This window comes from Thiocystis minor (assembly GCF_016653465.1).
GTDB lineage: Bacteria > Pseudomonadota > Gammaproteobacteria > Chromatiales > Chromatiaceae > Chromatium > Chromatium minus.
In genome coordinates this window covers 1-19207 of record NZ_NHSQ01000187.1, presented here as the reverse complement: position 1 = coordinate 19207, position 19207 = coordinate 1, and the positions used below count along the sequence as shown (strand labels likewise).

The 19207-nt window shown below is 63.0% G+C and carries 18 protein-coding genes and 1 pseudogene; 10 read left to right on the top strand and 9 right to left on the bottom strand.

Features of this window, described 5'->3' with window-relative positions; genetic code table 11:
• From CCR95_RS25005 to CCR95_RS23695, 7 genes are all read left to right on the top strand, one after another.
• The coding region (locus CCR95_RS25005) for a hypothetical protein (RefSeq protein WP_207188736.1) at nt 1-270 on the top strand (270 nt) is incomplete at its 5' end.
• A complete protein-coding gene (locus CCR95_RS23720; protein ID WP_201099054.1) occupies nt 254-3412 on the top strand; it encodes a PAS domain S-box protein in 3159 nt (1052 codons plus the stop codon). The genes CCR95_RS25005 and CCR95_RS23720, both read left to right, overlap by 17 nt.
• 116 nt (nt 3413-3528) lie before the next feature.
• Entirely contained in the window at nt 3529-3777 is a 249-nt protein-coding gene (locus CCR95_RS23715) for a FitA-like ribbon-helix-helix domain-containing protein (RefSeq protein WP_201099052.1), read from the top strand.
• A complete protein-coding gene (locus CCR95_RS23710) occupies nt 3774-4196 on the top strand; it encodes a PIN domain-containing protein (protein WP_201099050.1) in 423 nt (140 codons plus the stop codon). The genes CCR95_RS23715 and CCR95_RS23710 overlap by 4 nt, the downstream gene beginning before the upstream one ends.
• Before the next feature lie 103 nt (nt 4197-4299).
• Nucleotides 4300-7152: a PAS domain-containing protein gene (locus CCR95_RS23705; RefSeq protein ID WP_201099048.1), complete on the top strand. Its 2853-nt coding sequence runs from the start codon at nt 4300-4302 to the stop codon at nt 7150-7152.
• Nucleotides 7153-7477: 325 nt separating this feature from the next.
• Nucleotides 7478-7780 (top strand): hypothetical protein, encoded by a 303-nt coding sequence (locus CCR95_RS23700; RefSeq protein ID WP_201099046.1) that lies wholly within the window; start codon nt 7478-7480, stop codon nt 7778-7780.
• 85 nt (nt 7781-7865) lie between these two features.
• The gene (locus tag CCR95_RS23695) at nt 7866-8342 is read left to right on the top strand and encodes a hypothetical protein (protein WP_201099044.1); all 477 of its coding nucleotides are present in this window, start codon (nt 7866-7868) and stop codon (nt 8340-8342) included.
• 79 nt (nt 8343-8421) lie between these two features.
• On the opposite strand, the gene CCR95_RS25695 is transcribed toward CCR95_RS23695, so the two are convergent.
• Nucleotides 8422-8709 carry a 4Fe-4S dicluster domain-containing protein gene (locus CCR95_RS25695; RefSeq protein ID WP_242523465.1) on the bottom strand — a complete coding sequence of 96 codons (288 nt, stop codon included), beginning with the start codon at nt 8707-8709 and terminating at the stop codon, nt 8422-8424.
• Between the two features lie 90 nt (nt 8710-8799).
• Nucleotides 8800-8997: pseudogene (locus CCR95_RS25690) on the bottom strand (2Fe-2S iron-sulfur cluster-binding protein); the annotation flags it as partial.
• A 294-nt stretch (nt 8998-9291) separates the two neighbouring features.
• On the opposite strand from CCR95_RS25690, the gene CCR95_RS23685 reads away from it, so the two are divergent.
• Both CCR95_RS23685 and CCR95_RS23680 read left to right on the top strand, forming a co-directional pair.
• Entirely contained in the window at nt 9292-10860 is a 1569-nt protein-coding gene (locus CCR95_RS23685; protein WP_201099042.1) for an MBL fold metallo-hydrolase, read from the top strand.
• A 188-nt stretch (nt 10861-11048) separates the two neighbouring features.
• Nucleotides 11049-11369: a hypothetical protein gene (locus CCR95_RS23680; protein WP_201099040.1), complete on the top strand. Its 321-nt coding sequence runs from the start codon at nt 11049-11051 to the stop codon at nt 11367-11369.
• Nucleotides 11370-11384: 15 nt separating this feature from the next.
• Here CCR95_RS23680 and sdhB read toward each other — a convergent pair whose 3' ends face one another.
• From sdhB to CCR95_RS23665, 3 genes are all read right to left on the bottom strand, one after another.
• Nucleotides 11385-12152, bottom strand: coding sequence for a succinate dehydrogenase iron-sulfur subunit (gene sdhB / locus CCR95_RS23675; protein WP_201099038.1), 768 nt, complete (start codon nt 12150-12152; stop codon nt 11385-11387).
• 186 nt (nt 12153-12338) lie between these two features.
• Nucleotides 12339-14225, bottom strand: a complete 1887-nt coding sequence (gene sdhA / locus CCR95_RS23670) for a succinate dehydrogenase (quinone) flavoprotein subunit (protein WP_201099035.1) — start codon at nt 14223-14225, stop codon at nt 12339-12341.
• Nucleotides 14222-14854: a succinate dehydrogenase/fumarate reductase transmembrane subunit gene (locus CCR95_RS23665; RefSeq protein WP_201099033.1), complete on the bottom strand. Its 633-nt coding sequence runs from the start codon at nt 14852-14854 to the stop codon at nt 14222-14224. The genes sdhA and CCR95_RS23665 overlap by 4 nt, the downstream gene beginning before the upstream one ends.
• A 348-nt stretch (nt 14855-15202) precedes the next feature.
• Between CCR95_RS23665 and CCR95_RS23660 the strand changes: the two genes are divergently transcribed.
• Nucleotides 15203-15865, top strand: coding sequence for a PilZ domain-containing protein (locus CCR95_RS23660; RefSeq protein WP_201099031.1), 663 nt, complete (start codon nt 15203-15205; stop codon nt 15863-15865).
• Nucleotides 15866-15892: 27 nt separating this feature from the next.
• Here CCR95_RS23660 and CCR95_RS23655 read toward each other — a convergent pair whose 3' ends face one another.
• From CCR95_RS23655 to CCR95_RS25000, 4 genes are all read right to left on the bottom strand, one after another.
• The gene (locus CCR95_RS23655) at nt 15893-16372 is read right to left on the bottom strand and encodes a division/cell wall cluster transcriptional repressor MraZ (RefSeq protein ID WP_201099029.1); all 480 of its coding nucleotides are present in this window, start codon (nt 16370-16372) and stop codon (nt 15893-15895) included.
• A gap of 71 nt (nt 16373-16443) precedes the next feature.
• A complete protein-coding gene (locus CCR95_RS23650) occupies nt 16444-17562 on the bottom strand; it encodes a phosphotransferase enzyme family protein (RefSeq protein WP_201099027.1) in 1119 nt (372 codons plus the stop codon).
• 70 nt (nt 17563-17632) lie between these two features.
• Nucleotides 17633-18994: an aminodeoxychorismate synthase component I gene (pabB, locus tag CCR95_RS23645; RefSeq protein ID WP_201099025.1), complete on the bottom strand. Its 1362-nt coding sequence runs from the start codon at nt 18992-18994 to the stop codon at nt 17633-17635.
• Nucleotides 18979-19207, bottom strand: a 229-nt coding sequence (locus CCR95_RS25000; RefSeq protein WP_207188735.1) for a hypothetical protein, incomplete at its 5' end; no start/stop codon positions are given. The genes pabB and CCR95_RS25000, both read right to left, overlap by 16 nt.

Below are 19207 nucleotides of genomic sequence, written 5' to 3'. Positions count from 1 at the left end.
CCCATGAATCGCCCTCCATCCGCCCCCTGCGCTGAAACACAACCGGCAAGGCGCTTTCCACGGACCTTGACGCTTCAGGGCGGCCTGGCGCCGGGTCTCTTGATGCGGGTCGCGCTGCTGGCCGGCGTCTGGCGGTTGCCGCTCGGCGAGTTCTGTCTGTCGGACGCGCTATCTCGGCCCCATCGCTGTTGGGTCTACCCCCGTTGGCATGGCGCGATCGCCACCGATCGGCGCTTGATCGCAAGGAGCATCCATGCCTCATTCCCATGACCCAAGTCAGGCGCTTCCTCCCAACGAACCAGACAAGTCAGGGCACGACCTTCGCCAACAGGCGGAAGCGCGGGTCGGAACCCTGGGCACGACGGAGCGGGAGGCACTCACGCCCGAGGCGACCGAACGGCTCGTCCATGAGCTGCAGGTGCATCAGATTGAATTGGCGTTGCAAAACGAGGAACTGCGCCACGCTCAAGCCGCCCTGGAAGCCTCGCAGGCGCGCTACTTCGACCTCTATGACTTGGCTCCGGTCGGCTATCTGACACTCAACGACGCGGGGCGGATCCAGGAAGCCAACCTCGCGGCGGCTAACCTCCTGGAGATCCCACGGCGCCAACTGATCGGCCAACCCCTGTCAGGCTTCATCTGGCCTGGGGATCAGGACATCCTTTACCACGTCCGCCGGCAGCTCTGGTCAACGGGCGAGCGACAGGATGACGAACTGCGTCTGCGACGAGCGGACGGCGTGACCTGTTGGGTTCACCTGCAAACCAGCCTCGCGCCGGAGGGATCCACCGCTGCCGATGCGCGCTGGCGGGTCATTCTGACCGACATCACCGCGCGGCATCGCATCGCGACCGAGCTGGCCCGCAGCGAGCAACAGACCCAGAGCCTGTTGCGGGAAAATCTGGCCTTGCTGGATAACGCCTTCGTCGGGATCTTTTTCGTCCAGGAGCGCCACGTCATCCGCGCCAACCGCTTCACCGAGACGCTGTTCGGTTATGCGCCCGGCGCGCTGAATGGCGTCTCGACCGAGGTCTTCTACCCGGATCGCGCGGCCTATCTGGCGCTCGGCCAGCGCGCCTATCCGGCCATCCACCGGGGCGAGAGCTTCGTTTGCGAGGTGGAACTGGTGCGCCGGGACGGCCAGCGCTTCTGGTGCCTGATGCGCGCGCAGGCGCTGACGCCGGAACAGCCGCTGGACGGAAGCCTCTGGATTCTGGAGGACGCGACCGAACGGCGCGCGGCGCGCCAGGCCCAGAAACAGGCGGCGGAGCTGTATCGAGCGATCTTCGAGAGCCGTGACGTGATCAAGGTGCTGATCGATCCGGACGACGGACACATCCTCGATGCCAATCAGGCCGCCGCCGCGTTTTATGGCTTTCCGCGCGAGGTCTTGCGACAACGGTATGCCTGGGAGCAAAACGCCAGCACGCCCCGCGAGGCGTTGCTCGCGCTGTTCGCCGATTTCAAGGCGAGACGGATGGACGGGACGGACGAACACGAGACTCTGCACCGACGCGCCAGTGGCGAAGTATGTCCGGTGGGCATCCATCTCGATGTCATCCATCGCGACACTCAACCCTTGCTGCTGGCGACTGTCCTGGATCTCACCGCCCGCAAGACCGCCGAGGCGGCCCTGCGCGACAGCGAGGCACGCTACCGTTCGGCGCTGTTGGCACTGGCCGAGGGCATCGCCGTCTATGACCGCCAGGGCGTCCTGATCACCAGCAATCCGGCCGCCGAGCGCATTCTGGGCCTGATCGCCAGCGACTATCAGGCGCGATCCGTGGACGATGGGATCTGGTGGATCATCCACCCCGATGGCACGCCGTTCAGCAGCGACGACTGGCCCTCGGTCGCTACCCTGAGCAGCGGGATCGCGCAGCGTGACGTGGAGATGGGCGTGGTCGGGTCGGACCACCGCGTGACCTGGCTGCTGGTCAATAGCGAACCGATCCGCGACACGGTCAGCGGGGACATCCAGGCGGTGGCGGTGTCGTTCACCGATATCAGCGCCCGCAAGGCCGCCGAGGCGGCGCTGCAACAGAGCGAGGCGCGCTTTCGCACCCTCTTCACGGACGCCCGGGTGATCATGCTGCTGATCGATCCCGGCACGGGCGAGATCGTCGACGCCAATACCGCCGCCGCCGACTATTACGGTTACCACATCGAGCAATTGCGCGGCCTGCCGATCAGCGCCATCAATACCCTGACGCCGGAACAGATCGCGCTGGAAATGCGTCAGGCGGCGGGCAAGCAGAGTTGGCACTTCCAATTCGGACACCGCCTGGCCAACGGCGAGGTGCGCGACGTGGAAGTTTACTCCGGCCCCCTGGAACTGGAGGGGCGCTCGCTGCTGTTTTCGATCGTCCACGATATCACCGAGCGCCGCCGCGCCGAGGCGGCGGTGCGTGTCAGTCTGGACGAGATCCAGCGTCGCAACGCCCAGATCATGGCCTTAAACCGCCTGAACGAGTTACTGCTGTCCTGCGATACCCGCGCGGAGGCTTACGCGACGATCGCGCGCGGCGCCGAACCCTTATTCGTTGGCTGCTCCGGCGGGCTGGCGATGCTGGACGAGGCGGGCACGGCGCACTTGCGGGTCGTGGCCACCTGGGGCGACCCCAGCGTCCTGCCCGCCACCTTCCCGCTGGATGACTGCTGGGGGATGCGGCGCGGAGACTGTCATACGGTCACGGCGGAGGCCCGGAGTCTGCACTGTCGGCACCTCGGCCACCCACCGCCATCCGCCGCCATCTGTGTCCCCTTGAGCGTGCGCAGCGAAACGCTCGGCCTGTTACATCTCGGCACCGACACGAGGGCACTCCAGGAGTTGCAGCCGATCGTCATGGCGGTCGGCGAAACGATCAAACTGGCGTTATCGAATATCAAGTTGCAGGAAACCCTGCGCGAACAGGCGATCCGCGACCGGCTCACCGGTCTTTACAACCGTCGCTATCTCGATGAAATCCTGCCGCGCGAACTCCAGCGCAGTCAGCGCCGGGGCGAATCGCTGGCCGTGGCGATGCTGGACGTGGATCACTTCAAAGGCTTCAACGACCGCTACGGCCATGAGGCCGGCGATGCCGTGCTGGGGGCGATCGGTGCGCTGCTCAACCGCTCGCTGCGGGCCGGCGATCTCGCCTGCCGCTACGGCGGCGAGGAACTGACCGTCGTGCTGCCTGGCGCCAGCCTGGAGGAGGCCGGAGCGTGTCTGGAAAACCTGCGGACCGCGATCCTGCAACTGCGGGTGCCCTATCAAGACGGAGACTTGCCGGCGATCACCGTCTCCATCGGCGTCACCGTCCTCGGGGAAGAGCCACCGGACGCCGCCGCCCTGCTGGCGCGGGCCGACGCCGCGCTCTATCGCGCCAAGGCCGACGGGCGCAACCGGGTGATCGTCGCGAATGCGTAGGCGCGAATCAATGCGATAGCGTGGCGCTGATTCTAATGGTCATGGTTTACCGAGGTATACGGCCGATGCTATCTTGATAGCATCCATCTCCCATTCAAGATCATCGAGGTGATTCAATGGCCCAAGTCCTGGTTCGCCATCTTGACGACGACGTCAAGGCCGCGTTGCAGCAGCGCGCCCGGCACCATGGTCACAGCATGGAGGAGGAGATCCGCAACATCCTGCGACAGGCACTGACCGACGACGGGATCCCCCCGTCTCGGCTCGGTTCACGCATTGCCGCCCGCTTCGCGGGCCAAGGCTTGACCGAAGATCTGCCCGAGCTGCACGGACAGGCATCGCAACCGGCCGTGTTCGAACCGTGATCATCCTCGACACCAACGTCCTCTCCGCCCTGATGCGCGACACGCCGGACGCCTGCGTCATGGCATGGCTGGACGGACAGGCGACAGCCTCAACCTGGATCACCAGCATCACCGTCTTCGAGATCCGACTCGGTCTCGCCCTGCTGCCGGATGGCCGACGTCGACGCACGCTCGAACAGGCGTTCGAGGCGCTGCTGACGGAGGATCTGAACGGTCGCATCCTGAGCTTCGATACGGTCGCCGCCGCCGAGGCCGCGGTCCTGGCCGCGACCAGACAGCGCGACGGGATCACGGTCGACATTCGCGACACCCAAATCGCCGGCATCGCGCTTGCCCGCCGGGCATCGATCGCCACGCGTAACCTCCGCCATTTCGTGGGGCTCACGGTGCCCGTGGTCAGTCCATGGGGCGGGGAATAGAGCAGGATCGAGAGAATCGTGACAACGATGGAAGTGCCATGGTAATGGTCTTCCCAAATGAGGAAAACGTCCTGTTCATCCTGTCCATTTGGTGCAAATTCCCATGCCCACCGCCATCACCCCAACCGCCCCGCTCCCCGATCTCACCCAGTGCGATGCGGAACCCATCCATCTCCCCAGCTCGATTCAGCCGCACGGCGTTCTGCTGGCGTTGCAGGGGCCGGCGCTGCGGATCGTCCAGGTCTCCCACACCTGTCAGGCCCTGCTGGGTGTCGCGGCGGACGCGCTGCTGGGGCAGGAACTGGCGACCGTGCTGGGTGCGGCGCGGGCCGACGCGGTCCACCGGGCGCGGATCCGCCACCGCGAACGGCCGCTGACCCCGGTCGCGTTCGACTGGCTGCCAACCGCGGGCGGGCGGACCTTCGCCGCCTATGTCCATGTGTCCGATGGGTTGACGGTGCTGGAACTGGAACCCGTTCCGGCGGCGTCTCCCGACCGCCGGGATGCGCTGATCCGGGCCGTGCGCGAGTTCGATGCGCTGCATGACCGGACGGACCTGCCGGCCAAGCTCCAGACCGCCGCCACGCTGTTCCAGCACTTGATCGGCTATGACCGGGTGATGATCTATCGCTTCGACACGGACTGGCACGGCGAAGTCGTCGCCGAGGCGCGCCGCGACGATCTGGAACCCTATCTGGGTCTGCACTTCCCGGCGTCCGACATCCCGGTGCAGGCCCGTCGCCTCTATCTGACCAGCCCGACGCGGGTCATCGTCGATATCGACTATCTGGCGTCCCCACTGCTGCCGGCGGTGAACCCGGTCAGCGGACAGCCGCTCGATCTGTCCCTCAGCCTGTTGCGCAGCGTCTCGCCGATCCATCTGGAATATCTGCGCAACATGGGGGTGCGGGCCACCCTGACGGCCTCGCTGCTGCGGGACGGGCAACTCTGGGGGCTGATCGCCTGCCATCACACCACCCCGCGCCAGGTCTCGGGCCAGATGCGCGAGATCGCCGGCTGGATGGCGCGGGATCTGTCGCACCTGATCGCGCTGCTGGAAGCACGCCAACGCCAGCGCGACAGCGCGGGGTTCAAGCAGTGTCGCGAGCAGATCATTGACGCCATGCGTCAGGGTACGCGGCTGTCGGAGCTGCTCAAGGGGCCGGCACTGGCGGCGGTGCTCGGTGCGGTCGGCGCCGAGGGCGTGGCGCTGATTCATGGGACGGACGTGACCACCGGCGGCGCGACCCCCGCGCCGTCACGCATTCTCGACCTCGTCGCACGCTTGAGCGACCTGCACGCGGGCGACCCGCCTCAGTTGTTCGCCACCGATTGCCTGAGCGCCCACCTCGACGGCACGGCTGACCTGGCCGCCACCGCCGCCGGGGTGGCGATGTTCCCGCTGGACGCCGACCAGTCGATCAAACTCATCTGGTTTCGCGACGAGCAGTTACGTCATGTGACCTGGGGCGGCAATCCCGACAAGGCGGTGAACCGCGCGCCGGATGGCCGCCTGAGTCCGCGCCAGTCGTTCGCCGCCTGGAGCCAGACGGTGCGCGCGCACAGCCGGCGCTGGAGCCCCGAGGAACTGGACTCGGTGCGGGAACTCGGCATCCTGATCGATATCGAGTGGCGCCGGGTCGCCGAGGCGGCCCTGCGCGCGCAGGAGACCCTGCTCAAGGATGTCCTGGACTCGCTGACCGCCCATATCGCCGTGCTGGATCGGCGCGGGACCATCACCCTGGTCAACGCGAACTGGCTGCGGTTTGCCGAACAGAACGGCGGCGGTTCGGAATGCCATCCCGGCGCGAATTATCTGGCGATCTGCAACCGGGTGGTGTCTGGCCAGGACGGCGTGGAGGCACGGGCCGCCCTGCGGGGTGTACAACAGGTGATTGCGGGGGCAAAAGAGGCTTTCACCCTGACCTACCCCTGCGATTCGCCCACCGAGTCGCGCTGGTTCGAGATGCGGGTGCTGCCGTTGAGTGGGCCCCAGCCGGGCGCGGTGATCGCGCACGAGGAGATCACCACCCGCATGCTGGCGCGGGAGGCACTGCGGGCGAGCGAACAACGTCTGCAACGGGTGCTCGATGGCACCAATGACGGCTTCTGGGACTGGGATGTGGTGACCGGAGAGGTCTTTTTCAGTCGGCGATGGGCGGAGATGCTGGGCTATGACCCGACCGAGATCAGGCCGGATATCAGCGGTTGGGAGACCTTGGTGCATCCCGACGACCTGCCGGCTTGTCTGGCAGCGGTACAAGCCCATTTTTCCGGCGCGACGGCGCAGTACCAGAGCGAACACCGGTTACGCGCCAAGAACGGCGACTGGCGCTGGATGCTGGGTCGCGGCATGGTCACCGCGTGGGATGCCGAGAATCGGCCGCTGTGGATGGCGGGTACCCACACCGACATCACCGAGCGTCGCCAGATGGAAGCGGCGTTGCGGGTCAGCCTGGCGGTGGTGAAGCGCCACGACACCCAGATGATCGCGCTCAACCGGATGAGCGATCTGCTCCTGTCCTGCCGGCGCCGCGAGGAAGCCTATGCCGTCATCGCCGACAGCGCCGAGATGCTGTTCGTGAACGTGACGGGCGCGCTGGCGGTGGTCGATGAGGCCGGAGCCGAGCTGCATCGGGTCGCCGCCTGGGGCGATCCCAACGGACTGTCCCCCACCTTCTCGCTGCACGATTGCTGGGCCTTGCGGCGCGGCCAACCGCATGCCGTCGCACCCTGGCAAGCCGACCTCGATTGCCGGCACTTTCCGGGAGATCCGCCGCCCATCTCTCTTTGCCTCCCCTTGACCGTGCGGGGTGCCACCCTGGGCCTGTTGCATGTCAGCACCCGCGACGCCTTGAGCGAGGCGCAGTTCCAGGAGTTACGCACCCTGGCCATCGCGGTGAGCGAGTCCATCAAGCTCGCCCTGTCGAATCTCAAGTTGCAGGAGGGCTGCTGATCAGGCTGGCGATTCGCTGGTCAGGTTGATCTTCTTGAAGGCGATTTCCGGGAAAGTTCATACCCATGCCCAAGGCTTCAAAATGGACAGGATTCACAGGATTAAAAACAATCGACTCTATCCTGTTCATCCTGCAAAATCGTGTGAATCCTGTCCATTCACGGCCTCTCCGTGAGTCGATTGTTTTCAGGAAATCACCTAACGCCGTGTCTGACGAGACGCGGTTGGCGAAGGCTGGCGCTGTGTTCACGCAACGTACAGTATGCTCGCGGCTTCACCGACATCAACGCACTCGGCAAGCCGTCAACCTGATCGGGACTACACGATGAAAGCCAAGATTTACGAGGGGATCCACCGTCAGGAACAGGGCGGGATGACGCCGACCGCGAATATCATCCGGGATGCCTGGGTGTTCGGGCTCATCCCGGAAGACGAAACCTGCGAGGGCTGGACCGTCCAGGGCATCGAGTCGCTCTACGACAAGGTGAGCGATGCCTGGATGCCCTATGGCCACCTGGCCTCCAACCTGCCGCCCGAGTTGCGCGAGCGGCACGCGCGGATCTATGCCGAGGCGGTGGATCGCGCGCGCGCGGCCGGCTGGGATCCGGAGCTTGACGAGAACGATTGACGATAAAAAAGCGGTCAGCGGCCAGCGTTTTTGAATCGGACAGTTTGTTGAGCGTTCCAGCCGCAGCCACCCGGAGGCCGATGCCATGTCGCGCTATCTTGTCCGCGAGACCTTTTTCCGGCCCGACACCGAATTCGCGCGCGAGACGAGCGCCATTTCGGCCGGACTCCATAACCGCCTGCGACTGCTGCTGGGACGGGCGGCCCGTCCTGGCGGCAGCCTCTTCGTGCCCATCCGCTCCATGCAATATCTGGCGGTGGTCGAGCATGATGAGATCGTGTTCGTCGATGCGCTGGGCGGCTACGCGCATCAGGACGGCGAGGGCGGACGCCTGATTCGGCTGGCCTGGCGACCGGCGCTTGGGCGGGAATCGCTCAGCGCGCCGGTTCCTTGCGAAATGATCTATTACTTCAGCGGGTCAAAAGAGATCCAGAAGCGACTGATGACCGACATTGGGCCAGCGCTCCAGCGGATGTTGGAACGCCAGTCCGCCGAGGGTAGCGCTGCTTGGGAAGGCCGCGTTCTTCCCTTTCGTAACCCGCGTCAGCAATCCTCGCACTAAACCGCGCCAGCTCCGACAATCGTGGATGCTGCCGAGATTGATCCAACCCAAAAACATCGCATACCGCGCCGGGCGAGGTTTAACCGCCAAACAGATCCTTGAGCGCCTGCACCGTGGTCTGGTGTCCCAACTCGCCGATGGCGGTGGTCAGGGGGATGGCCTTCGGGCAGACCCGCACGCAGTTCTGCGCGTTCCCGCAGTCGCTGATTCCCCCCTCGCCCATGATGGCGTGCAGCCGCTCGGCCTGGTCGTAGCGGCCGGTGGGGTGGGCGTTCATCAGGCGCACCTGTGCCAGCGCGGCGGGTCCGATGAAGTCCGAATGGGGGCCGAACTGAGGACAGGCCGACAGGCAGCAGCCGCAGCTCATGCAGCGGCTGTAGAGATAGTTGGCGGACCATTCGGTTGGCGAGATGCGCGGCGCGCCCTCATGCGTATCCCAGGCGCCGTCGATCTCGATCTAGGCCCGGACCTTGCGCAATCCCTCGTCGATCCGCGAGCGGTCCACGAGCAGATCCCGCACCACCGGAAACTTGGGCAGTGGCTCCAGCACGATAGGTTGGGTCAGGCTGTCGATCAGCGCCGAGCAGGACGGACGCGGCACGCCGTTGATGAGCATGGCGCAGGAGCCGCAGACCTCTTCCATGCAGTTGCGGTCCCAGACAAATTGCCGCGTTTAGCGTCCGACCAACTGCTGATAAGGCAGTTATCCGCATTTCATCCGTCTAAAACCCTTCTTTTCCTCATCTACTGCGTGCTCACCTGTGCCGGGCAATGTCTCGCTTGGTGAGGGCATCGCAAGTGTGAGGAACATGAATCAAATGTCTTTGCGCTGGGTCAATTCCCATGCCGATCCAAAACTTCTTGTCAACTCGCATTCACGGAAAGCGTGCCTTATGCTTAACCGCCACATGAGAAGTGTCATCACAAAACTCGGATAAGGAGAAGCTTCATGTCGTACCCGCATCAACCGAAACCTACTGGATTCAATCGTCGAGAAGCCTTGAAGTTGTTTGGATTGGCTTTTGGCGGACTGGCTTCCCTCGCCAGCAACATTCGGAATGTTTTTGCGAGTGCAGAAGTTGTTACGGAGGTTCCTCCTCCTTCAACTCCGCCCGCGCCGCCTCCCTACGATTGGGCCGATGCGAATTCTTTGCTCTATTCGCTGGAAACCTATAATCCAGGCTCAGAAACACTGGCGGACGATGAAATGCGGATCTCGTTCCTGGGAACCTCCCCCATTCTGCGCCGTTCCCAGGCTGCCTCCAGCGTTTTCGTCGAACTCGGGAAAGACGATGCTTTCATGTTCGACTGCGGAGCGGGCGTCACGCTCAATTATGCCGCCATGCAGATCCCCATGTCGAAGATGCGGAAAATCTTTTTCACCCATCTGCATGGCGACCATACCAGCGATTTGACGCAGATTTACTGTTTCGGTCCACAGCAAGATGCGAAATCTCCGCTCTATATTTGGGGGCCGTCCGCCTCCGGGATAGAAGATCCAAATGTTCCCGGAAAATACTATGACGATGGCACATTGAATTTCTGTCGCTGTTTCCGGGAACTGAACCGCTGGCACACGGAATCGCAGAGCTTCGTTCCAACCAAATGGAATAGCAGCGAGGGCGATGGCTACGACATCATTGCCACCGAATTGAACTGGCGGACGGGCGCGATGCAGACATGGAATGTCAATGATCCATACCCGAATCCCGACCCCCTTCCCGGCCCTTCCAAGTTTACGACCGGTGAAAAAACCTATCCTGACGGCGGGGGCATCGCCTACGAAGGCAACGGCGTCAGAATTTCATTCTTTCCGGCCATCCATGACCGCAATGGCTCTATCAGCTATAAGTTAGAGTGGCTGAAGGCGGGTCTGTCGATGATCTTCTCGGGAGACACCAAACCAAATCATTTCATCATCTCTCAGGCCACCAATGGAGAGAGTCCGGTAGACGTCTTGATCCATGAAATGGTCGTGCCCCCGGAAACCTGGGCGGCAAAGAGCGGAGATAATCCGGAAAACGCCAACCCATCCAGCTTTACCCTGCGGAATGCCAGGGCGGTCGAGGAAAACTCTCATACCCCGGAAATGGCGCTTGGCTATATCTTGAATGAAACTCTAAACCGGGGGAAAGCCCCAAGACTCGCCGTAGCCACCCATTTCCAGGCGGAAGACGACACGATGGTCCCTGCGTTCGACAATCTTCGCACCTGGTATGCCGGCCCCGTTACCATTGCAACAGATCTCATGGTGTTCAATGTCACCAGAACCCAGATTCGTCAGCGCAGAGCGGCGATCTCCGATTATACCTGGATACCAGGAATCGCCGATTCGAGGAGTAAAAGTGGAATCGCAACCCCAAAATACAATGATTTGAGCCCCTCCAACCCCTACTCTCCAATGGCTCCACTCAGCCAGTTCGATCAATCACTGCTGGATAGTGTCATTGACCCCTGCAATTACAATCCGCTGGATTTCGGTTGCGTCTATCCCTACTCTCCCCCTCCCAAAGCCTGATACCGCTGGTCGCGCCGTCCGCTCCGCACAGCGCTGGGCACATCCTCATCGTGATAAAGAATAAGCATTCCCGGATGTTTCATAAACCTGCGGGCAGGCCCAGAAACCGAACGATCATGGTCGGGTTCAAGGGCGATGCCGCCGGCAGGAGGGGTTGCCGACGCATGCGACGAGGACGGAGTTGACCCTTGACGGTCGGTTCCATGCAATATCTGGCGGTGGTCGAGTATGAGGAGACCATCTTTGTCGATGCCTTGGGCGGCTACGCGCATCAGGATGGCGAGGGCGGACGCCTGATTCGGCTGGCCTGGCGACCGGCACTCGGGCGAGAATCGCTCGCCGCGCCGGTTCCCTGCGAAATGATCTATTACTTCAGCGGGTCAAAAGAGGTCCAGAAGCGACTGATGACCGACATTGGGCCAGCGCTCCAGCGGATGTTGGATCAGCCGTCCGATGCGGGCAGCGCAGCCCGTGAGGGACGCATTCTGCCGTTTCGGTCCACGCGATGATGGATAATATGCGGGTTAACCGCCAAACAGATCCTTGACCGCCTGCACCGTGGTCTGGCGTCCCAACTCGCCGATGGCGGTGGTCAGGGGGATGGCCTTCGGGCAGACCCGCACGCAGTTCTGGGCGTTCCCGCAGTCGCTGATTCCCCCATCGCCCATGATGGCGTGCAGCCGCTCGGCCTGGTCGTAGCGCCCGGTGGGGTGGGCATTCATCAGGCGCACCTGTGCCAGCGCGGCCGGTCCGATGAAAGCCGAATGGGGGCCGAACTGAGGGCAGGCCGACAGGCAGCAGCCGCAGCTCATGCAGCGGCTGTAGAGATAGTTGGCGGACCATTCGATCGGCGAGATGCGCGGCGCGCCCTCATGCGTATCCCAGGCGCCGTCGATCTCGATCCAGGCCCGGACCCTGCGCAATCCCTCGTCGATCCGCGAGCGATCCACGAGCAGATCCCGCACCACCGGAAACTTGGGCAACGGTTCCAGCACGATGGGTTGGGTCAGGCTGTCGATCAGCGCCGAGCAGGACGGACGCGGCACGCCGTTGATGAGCATGGCGCAGGAGCCGCAGACCTCTTCCATGCAGTTGCGATCCCAGACAACCGGGGCGACCCGTTGGCCGTCCGTGGTGACCGGGTTGTTTTGCACCACCATCAGGGCCGAGATGACATTGTGATCCGGCGCATAGGGAATCGCGAATTCCTGCCAGTAGGACGGGCTGCCAGGGGCGTCCTGACGACGGATTTTGAATCGAATCGACATTCTGTTTGCAGGCATTCCGCTCATCCTAAATCCGGCATTTGGAACCGCAAAGGCGCAAAGGACGCCAAAAAAACAAGGGTTTGCAATGCACGCGACAGTCACCCCTTCAGTGGCTATTCTAATTGCGGCAACACACTAAAATACTTCGTGTTTTTTGTATTTTTCGTGTTCTTCGTGTTCTTTGTGGTTTAATGACGACTCTTTTTAGGTTCATCGGTAATCCCGTGGCTCGGTGGGCGGATAGATGCTCAGGTCGATTTCCTCGTCGTGGATCCGTGGACCCTCGGCGCTGAACTCGGCGATGGTGGTCTTGAGCCATCGGTCGTTGTTGGCCCGCCAGCGGGCGCGGTAGTCCTCGAACTCGGGATCGCCGGCGAACTTGCCTTCGGGCAGCGGGATCTTGAACGCGGGCTTGTGGTGCGCGCCACGGCATTCGTCGCGTTCCAGCGCGCTTTTGGCGACGACCATCGCGAGCCGGATCATGTCCTGAAGCTGGCGGGCGAAAACCAGGGTCTGATTGGTCCAGGCGCTCGAATCGCCGAGCGCGACCGAAGCGGCTCGCCGCTCCAGCTCGCGCAATTCGTCCAGCGCCGTCGCAAGCTCGGAATTGACGCGCACCACGCCGACCCTGGTGGTCATGAGCGCGCCCAGCGCCTGGTGGAGCTGGTAGGGGTTTTCGGGGCCATTCGACCGCATTAGGTCTTGATTGAGCCGCTGCTGACGGGCGATCTCGAACGCGACCCCGGCCTGATCCAGTGGCGTCCGACGATGGTCGAGTCCCTTGAGATAACTCACCACCGACTCGCCGGCGACCCGTCCCGAAAAACTGGCGGACAGGAGCGAATTGGCCCCGAGCCGGTTGGCGCCGTGATAGGCGTAATCGCATTCGCCGCAGGCATAGAGTCCGGGGAGGTTGGTGGCCTGATTGCGCGGACTGTCCGGGCGCATCCCGCCATCGGCGTCGCGCTCGAAATCGACCCAGAGCCCGCCCATCGGATAATGCGCGGCGGGAAAGATCTCCATCGGCGCGGCGAGCGGATCGGTCCCGGCGAACTTGCGGTAGATGTCCAGGATGGCGCCGAGCCGGCCCGAGACGAAGGCGCGGTCCAGATGGGTCAGATCCAGATAGACCCGATCGGTCCCCTGGATGCCCAGCCCCATCTCTCGGGTGACGTGCCAGATCGCGCGCGAGGCCTCGTCGCGCGACACCGTGTTGCCGTAGGCCGGGAAGAATTCCTCCAGGAAATAGAAACGCTCGGCCTCGGGGATCGCGTTCGGCGCGCGCGCGTCACGGGGATCGCGCGGCGTCCAGATGCGCCCGCCCTCGCCGCGGGCGGCCTCGCTCATCAGACGGTTTTTGTCGCGCCCGATCATGGCCGTCGGGTGGAACTGGAAGAACTCTGCATTGGCGAACCAGGCGCCCTGTTGATAACATCGGCTGGCGGCGGCCCCGGTGCAATGGCTTGAGGTGGTCGTTTTGGGGGCATAAATCTGGCCGAAACCGCCGGTAGCGATCACCACCACATCCGCCGGGAAGGCGCGGATCTCCAGGCTCTTGAGATCCATCGCGAGGATGCCGCGACAGACACCGTCGGCATCCTTGAGTAGCGACAGGAATTCCCACCACTCGAACTTGACGACCTGGCCCAATGACTCCAGCCGGCGCACCTGCTGATCGACGCCATAGAGCAACTGCTGACCGCTGCTGGCGCCGGCGAAACAGGTGCGTTTGTTCTTCACGCCACCGAACAGGCGTTGATCGAGCAGCCCCTCGGAGGTGCGCGAGAAAGTCACGCCCATGCGCTCGAAGGTGTGGATCAGCCCCGGCGCGGCCTCGCACATGCTTTTGACAGGCGGCTGGTTGGCGAGATATTCGCCGCCCTTGAGCGTATCGACGATGTGCTGGTGGATGGAATCGCGCTGGCCCTTGGTGTCCAGCACCGCGTTGATGCCGCCCTGGGCGCAGACCGAATGGCTGCGCTTGACCTCGAACAGCGAGAACAACTGGACCGGAAAGCCGGCGTCGGCGATGCGCAGGGTCGCCCAGAGTCCGGCCAGCCCGCCGCCGATGACGATCGCCGTGGGTGTGGTCTTCATGGCAGGAATCCGATCAGTCCATGGACGCCGATGGTCGCGAGCAGCAGGCCGAAGCCGGCGCAGACGAATCCAAACCGCCGCTGGGCGCGGGCCGAGGTCGTCAGACCCCAGACGATGCCCATGGTCGAGAGTCCGTTGGCCAGATGAAAAACCGAGAGCAGCAGCCCGGTCAGATAGAGTCCGAACATCCAGGATTGTGATAGCAGATGCTGCATGTGCCCGAACAGATCCTCCCGAACCGAGACGCGCCAGAGGCCCTCGATGCGCGTCATGCCGACATGGAGCAGCAGAAAGATCAGGATGCCGATCCCGGAGACCCGTTGCAGCCAGTAAAGCCAGTTGCGCGCGAAGCGATAGCGGGTCAGCTCGGCGCGCATCTGGGTGGCGACGACCAGGCCATAACCGGCGTGAAAGAGCAGCGGCAGGGCGATGACGACGATCTCCAGAACCGGCAGATAATTCATCCCTCGCAGGAAGGCGACGACCTCGCCGTTATAGTGCCCGGCGCCGAAACGGGACTGGGAGTTTTCCCACAAATGAAAGGTCAAAAAAATACCGATCGGCAGCAGGCCCAGCAGCGAATGCAGTCGCCGCAGCAGAAAGCGAGAGTCGGCGGCGGGATGGCTCATGAGATGTCAACCGTGGCGGAGGAGTCCCAGCTTAGGCTCAGTCCCGATCTGGATCAGTGATACTGCGCAATCGGTTGGCGAAACATCGCGCTGGCGGATCGAAGTCGTGGACGCGTCTGCATCGCAACAAATGCCTGGCCGATTTCCGGATTGGATGCTTGCGTCCAGGCAAATCGGATCCAGTGGAATGGCGACCTGCTAGACTGGATGATTGACAGCACATGGGATCTCTGGCCGACCACCAACAGGAAACGGTTGCAATGCTCACAGGAGGGAATGGATGCCGCCGGGCATGACCTCTTAGTACAGACGAATTGTTTATTCATCATGATTTTAAGGTGATTCTCGGTGCCATCGCACAGCAACGACATCCTTTCGAACGATGAATTGGATTACATCCGTCAACTCTATGCCACCGCTCCAGGGCATGAGATCGAGGACGAGGTGGGTGGCTGGCTGCGCGTCTCGGAGGATGCGGCCGGCCTTTTTGAAGGGTTTTCGGAGACCCCGCTGATTGAGCTTCAGGCCGGTTGGAAGGGTCATCGCTTGCGTTTTCCGCTGAAGCCGAGATCCCGCTCGGACAATGGCGAACTGACCCTCGAAATCGGCGTGCCCGAGGTGCTGGAGGGCGGTGATCGCTCGCGCAGTTGGCGAGTGCCGCCGGAGGCCGACGAGATGCAGCTCCAGGACAAGAGCGGGAGACTCGAACAGCCGCGGGTGGTCAATCTCTCCTACAGCGGGATGGCGATCGAGCAGCGGGCAGATCGGCTTCCGGATCTAAATCAGCCGTTACGCGATCTCCGGCTGGTTCTGCCTGGACAGGACGAGTATCTGCGTCTGCTTGGCTACGTGGTGCGGCACACGCAGTTGGACGATCGGCGCATCCAGCTGGGCATTCGTTTCGAGCCGCTCTCGGAGGAAAACCGGGGTCGGTTGGGTCGCTATATCCTGCGGCGTCACAAAGAACTGCAAGCGCGGAAACCCGTCTCTGAGCAAGCGCAAAACCGTTAAGCAAGTTCCATCCAACGCCAGAAGCCGTCAATCGATCTCATCTTCTTCATCCTTGCCCGCGCGGTCCTCTCCCATGATTTCCTCGGCCAGACTGGCGAACGCCGCGGGCTCGATATCGAACACGTCCCCGTAGGATTCCTCGGCCCAGAGTTCGACGAAGGACGGGAAGCAGACGAGCACGACCTGACTCTCGATCCCCGCGTACTCCAGCAGACGGCGCGGCAGGAGCAGCCGGTTGCTGGCGTCCAGGCGCAGTTCGGTGGCGCCGCGATAGAAATAACGGGCGAACTGGCGGTTTTTTTGCACGAACAGATTGAGTCGATTGACGCGCTCGCTGACGCGCTGCCATTCCGCATAGGGATAGAGGCTCAGATTGCGTTCGAATCCGCGATTGATGACGAAATGCTCGGCGGCCTCCGGCGACAGTTGCCGCAGGAGTCCGGCAGGCAGAACCAGACGCCCCTTGGCATCCAGTTTGCCGTCGAATTCGCCGAGCAGATGATTCATGTAGACCGCATCCGAAGTGATCCGCGTTGTTTCCAATCAGTACCGATCCCCGCTGATCGCAGAGATGCGTGCTATGCGGATTCGTATAGGCCACTATCAAAACATGTGGCGATCAGCGCCCGGAGCGTCTCTTCCTGACGCTCAATGTCCGCAACCAGGGCGAACTGGATGCGTGCCTTGCGCAGATTCTGACCCGGCTCATCGATCCGAAAATAACGATTGCCCTCTAAGTGGTCGGTCAGAAAGCGCAGACCCAGCTCAAAGGGCATCAGACGGATCGCATCATAGAATAGATCGATATCGGCCTGGGCGAGAAAGTCTCGAGTTTCACTGGCGTAGCCGGCGAGGATGCCTGCGCAGAGCGTCGCATCGAACCGCACCCCGGCAGCATCCTGCGTTCCCTCGCCGACGCGATTGCAGCAGGAACGCAGACAGTCGCCCAAATCATGCTGGATCAGACCGGGCTGGACGGTGTCGAGATCGATCAGGGCGAGTGCATGGCTGCCGTCGCGCGCGAACAGGATATTGTCGAGTTTAGGATCACCATGCGTGACCCGGCGCGGGATCGTTCCGGCCTTGAGTGCCGCCTCCAGCACGTCCGCCAGCCCCTGCCGACTAAGGACAAAATCGAGACAGTCGCGCATGTTCTTGTTCCCTTGCCCCGGACTCTGTTCGGCGACGGCCAAAAAACGCTTCAGATACTCCGGGGTGGCATGGAAGCCCGGCAGGGAAAGCGCGAGTCGCTCGATGGGCAGCGAGGCGACCAAGCGATGAAAACGCCCGAGCACGGCGCCGACCTCGCGCGCCTGGGCGTCATTCTCAATGCGCGCCAGGGTCACGGCATCCGGGATGAATTCCATCAGTCGCCAGAGACTGCCATCCGCGTCGCGAAGAGAATCGCCTCCCTCGCGGGTCGCGATCAGGGACGGCAGGCGCAGACCCGTGTCGGCTAGATCGGCCAGATGCGCACCGAGTACCCGCAGGTTAGACATGATCCGCTCGGGAGCGGGAAAGACCGCTCCGTTGATACGCTGGAGCACGTAACGCTGGCCGCCCGCATCCAGGCTAAAGGTGTCGTTGATCAGTCCCCGGCCCAGCGGCGCGATCGCGCCGAGCGGGTGAGCAATGGCGAACCGGGCGGCGATGTCGCGGCGATTGGCTGGGTCGGAGGTGGCGGGTGGCTGGCACATATCGCCAAGCTACTAGCGGAATGGTCTGGCGTGCAAGCAAATCATTTCGGGCAAGTCAGGATTCAGGAGTCTATCGACGCAGCCGTTCGAGCAGATCCAGCAGGGGACCGGCTTTGTGGTAGGTCTCGCGGTACTCGGACTCGGGGTCGGAGTCGGCGACGATGCCGCCGCCCGCCCAGAGTCGGGCAATGCCGTTGGCATGGACCAGGGTGCGGATGGCGATGTTGGTCTCCATGGCGCCGTCGAACCCGAGATAGCCGATCGCGCCGCAATAGACGCCGCGCCGATGCGGCTCCAACTCCTCGATGATCTCCATGGCGCGCCGCTTGGGTGCGCCAGTAATGGATCCACCGGGAAAACAGGCGCGCAGCAGATCCAGCGCGGTATGGCCATCGGCCAGTCGGCCGGTGACGGTACTGACCAGATGATGGACACGGGCGTAATGCTCAACCTCGAACAGACGGGGAACGCGGATGCTGCCAACTGAACAGACTTTTCCCAGATCATTGCGCAGCAGATCCACGATCATGACATTCTCGGCGCGGTCCTTGGGACTGAGGCGCAACTCCGTCGCCAGGCGTCGATCCTCGTCAGGGGTCTGCCCCCTGGGACGCGTGCCCTTGATGGGCTGGGTCTCGACCGCGCCGTCGCGCACCTTCAGAAAAAGCTCCGGCGATGAGCAGAGCACTTGGCAGGCGGGTGTCGCGAGATAGGCGCCAAAGGGCGCGGGGTTGATGGTCCGCAGCCGCCGGTAGGCCTCCCAGGGATCGCCTTCAGCCCGGACGGCGAAGCGTTGGGCGAAGTTGACCTGGTAGCAGTCACCGTCTTGGAGATAGCGCTTGATCCTTGCGATGGACTCCAAATACTGCCCGTGGCTCATGTTTGGCCAGACCCGGTCGAGTACCCGATACGTCTTGCGAGCACGCGCGCCTGTTCGTTCGGACAGGGCCGCTGAAAGCAGAGTCCAATACTTCTTCAGTCTGGCACCGTCCGGGGCGATCAGTCGGGTTTGGCGCTCGGCATGATCCACCACCAACGCCCAGTCGTAGATTCCGATCGCCATGTCGGGATCGCGCGCGAGGTTCGGGAGGCATTCCAGATGGCGGGCCAGATCGTAGCCGAAGTAGCCAATGGCACCGCCGCAAAACGGCAGTCCCGCGATGCCCGGCCGGGTGGGGCCAAGCACCTTGCCGAGCAAGACGAAGGGGTCGGCCCGGGATGTCTGGATTCCGCTCGATGACCGAATTTCGGTCGTGAGCCCGCGCGTGACGAGCACCGTGCCGGGGTCGGCGGTGAGGATGTCATAACGCCCCTGATCGCTGAAGGGACGGCCGCTGTCGAGAAAGACTGGCCAGGTTCGGTGGACCAGGGTATCGAACAGCTCGGCGCTATCGGGGCGATAGGGAAAACGTCGGATCAGAGGAGCCACCATATCGGGTACATTTCCGACACCGGGCGCCACCGGCGTGTCCCTAAGACGCGGATGTTGCGCGGCATCGCTGAAGGGGCGAATTTATTCGCCCCTAGTGTGCCCGGCATGGGCCAAGACTTGCGACCTGCAAAGAGGTCGCCGGAGAGAGTGACGACAACCGTAGTGAAGCGCAAGGCGGACGCCGCGAGGCCAAGCTGAAAGAAGCGTGGATCA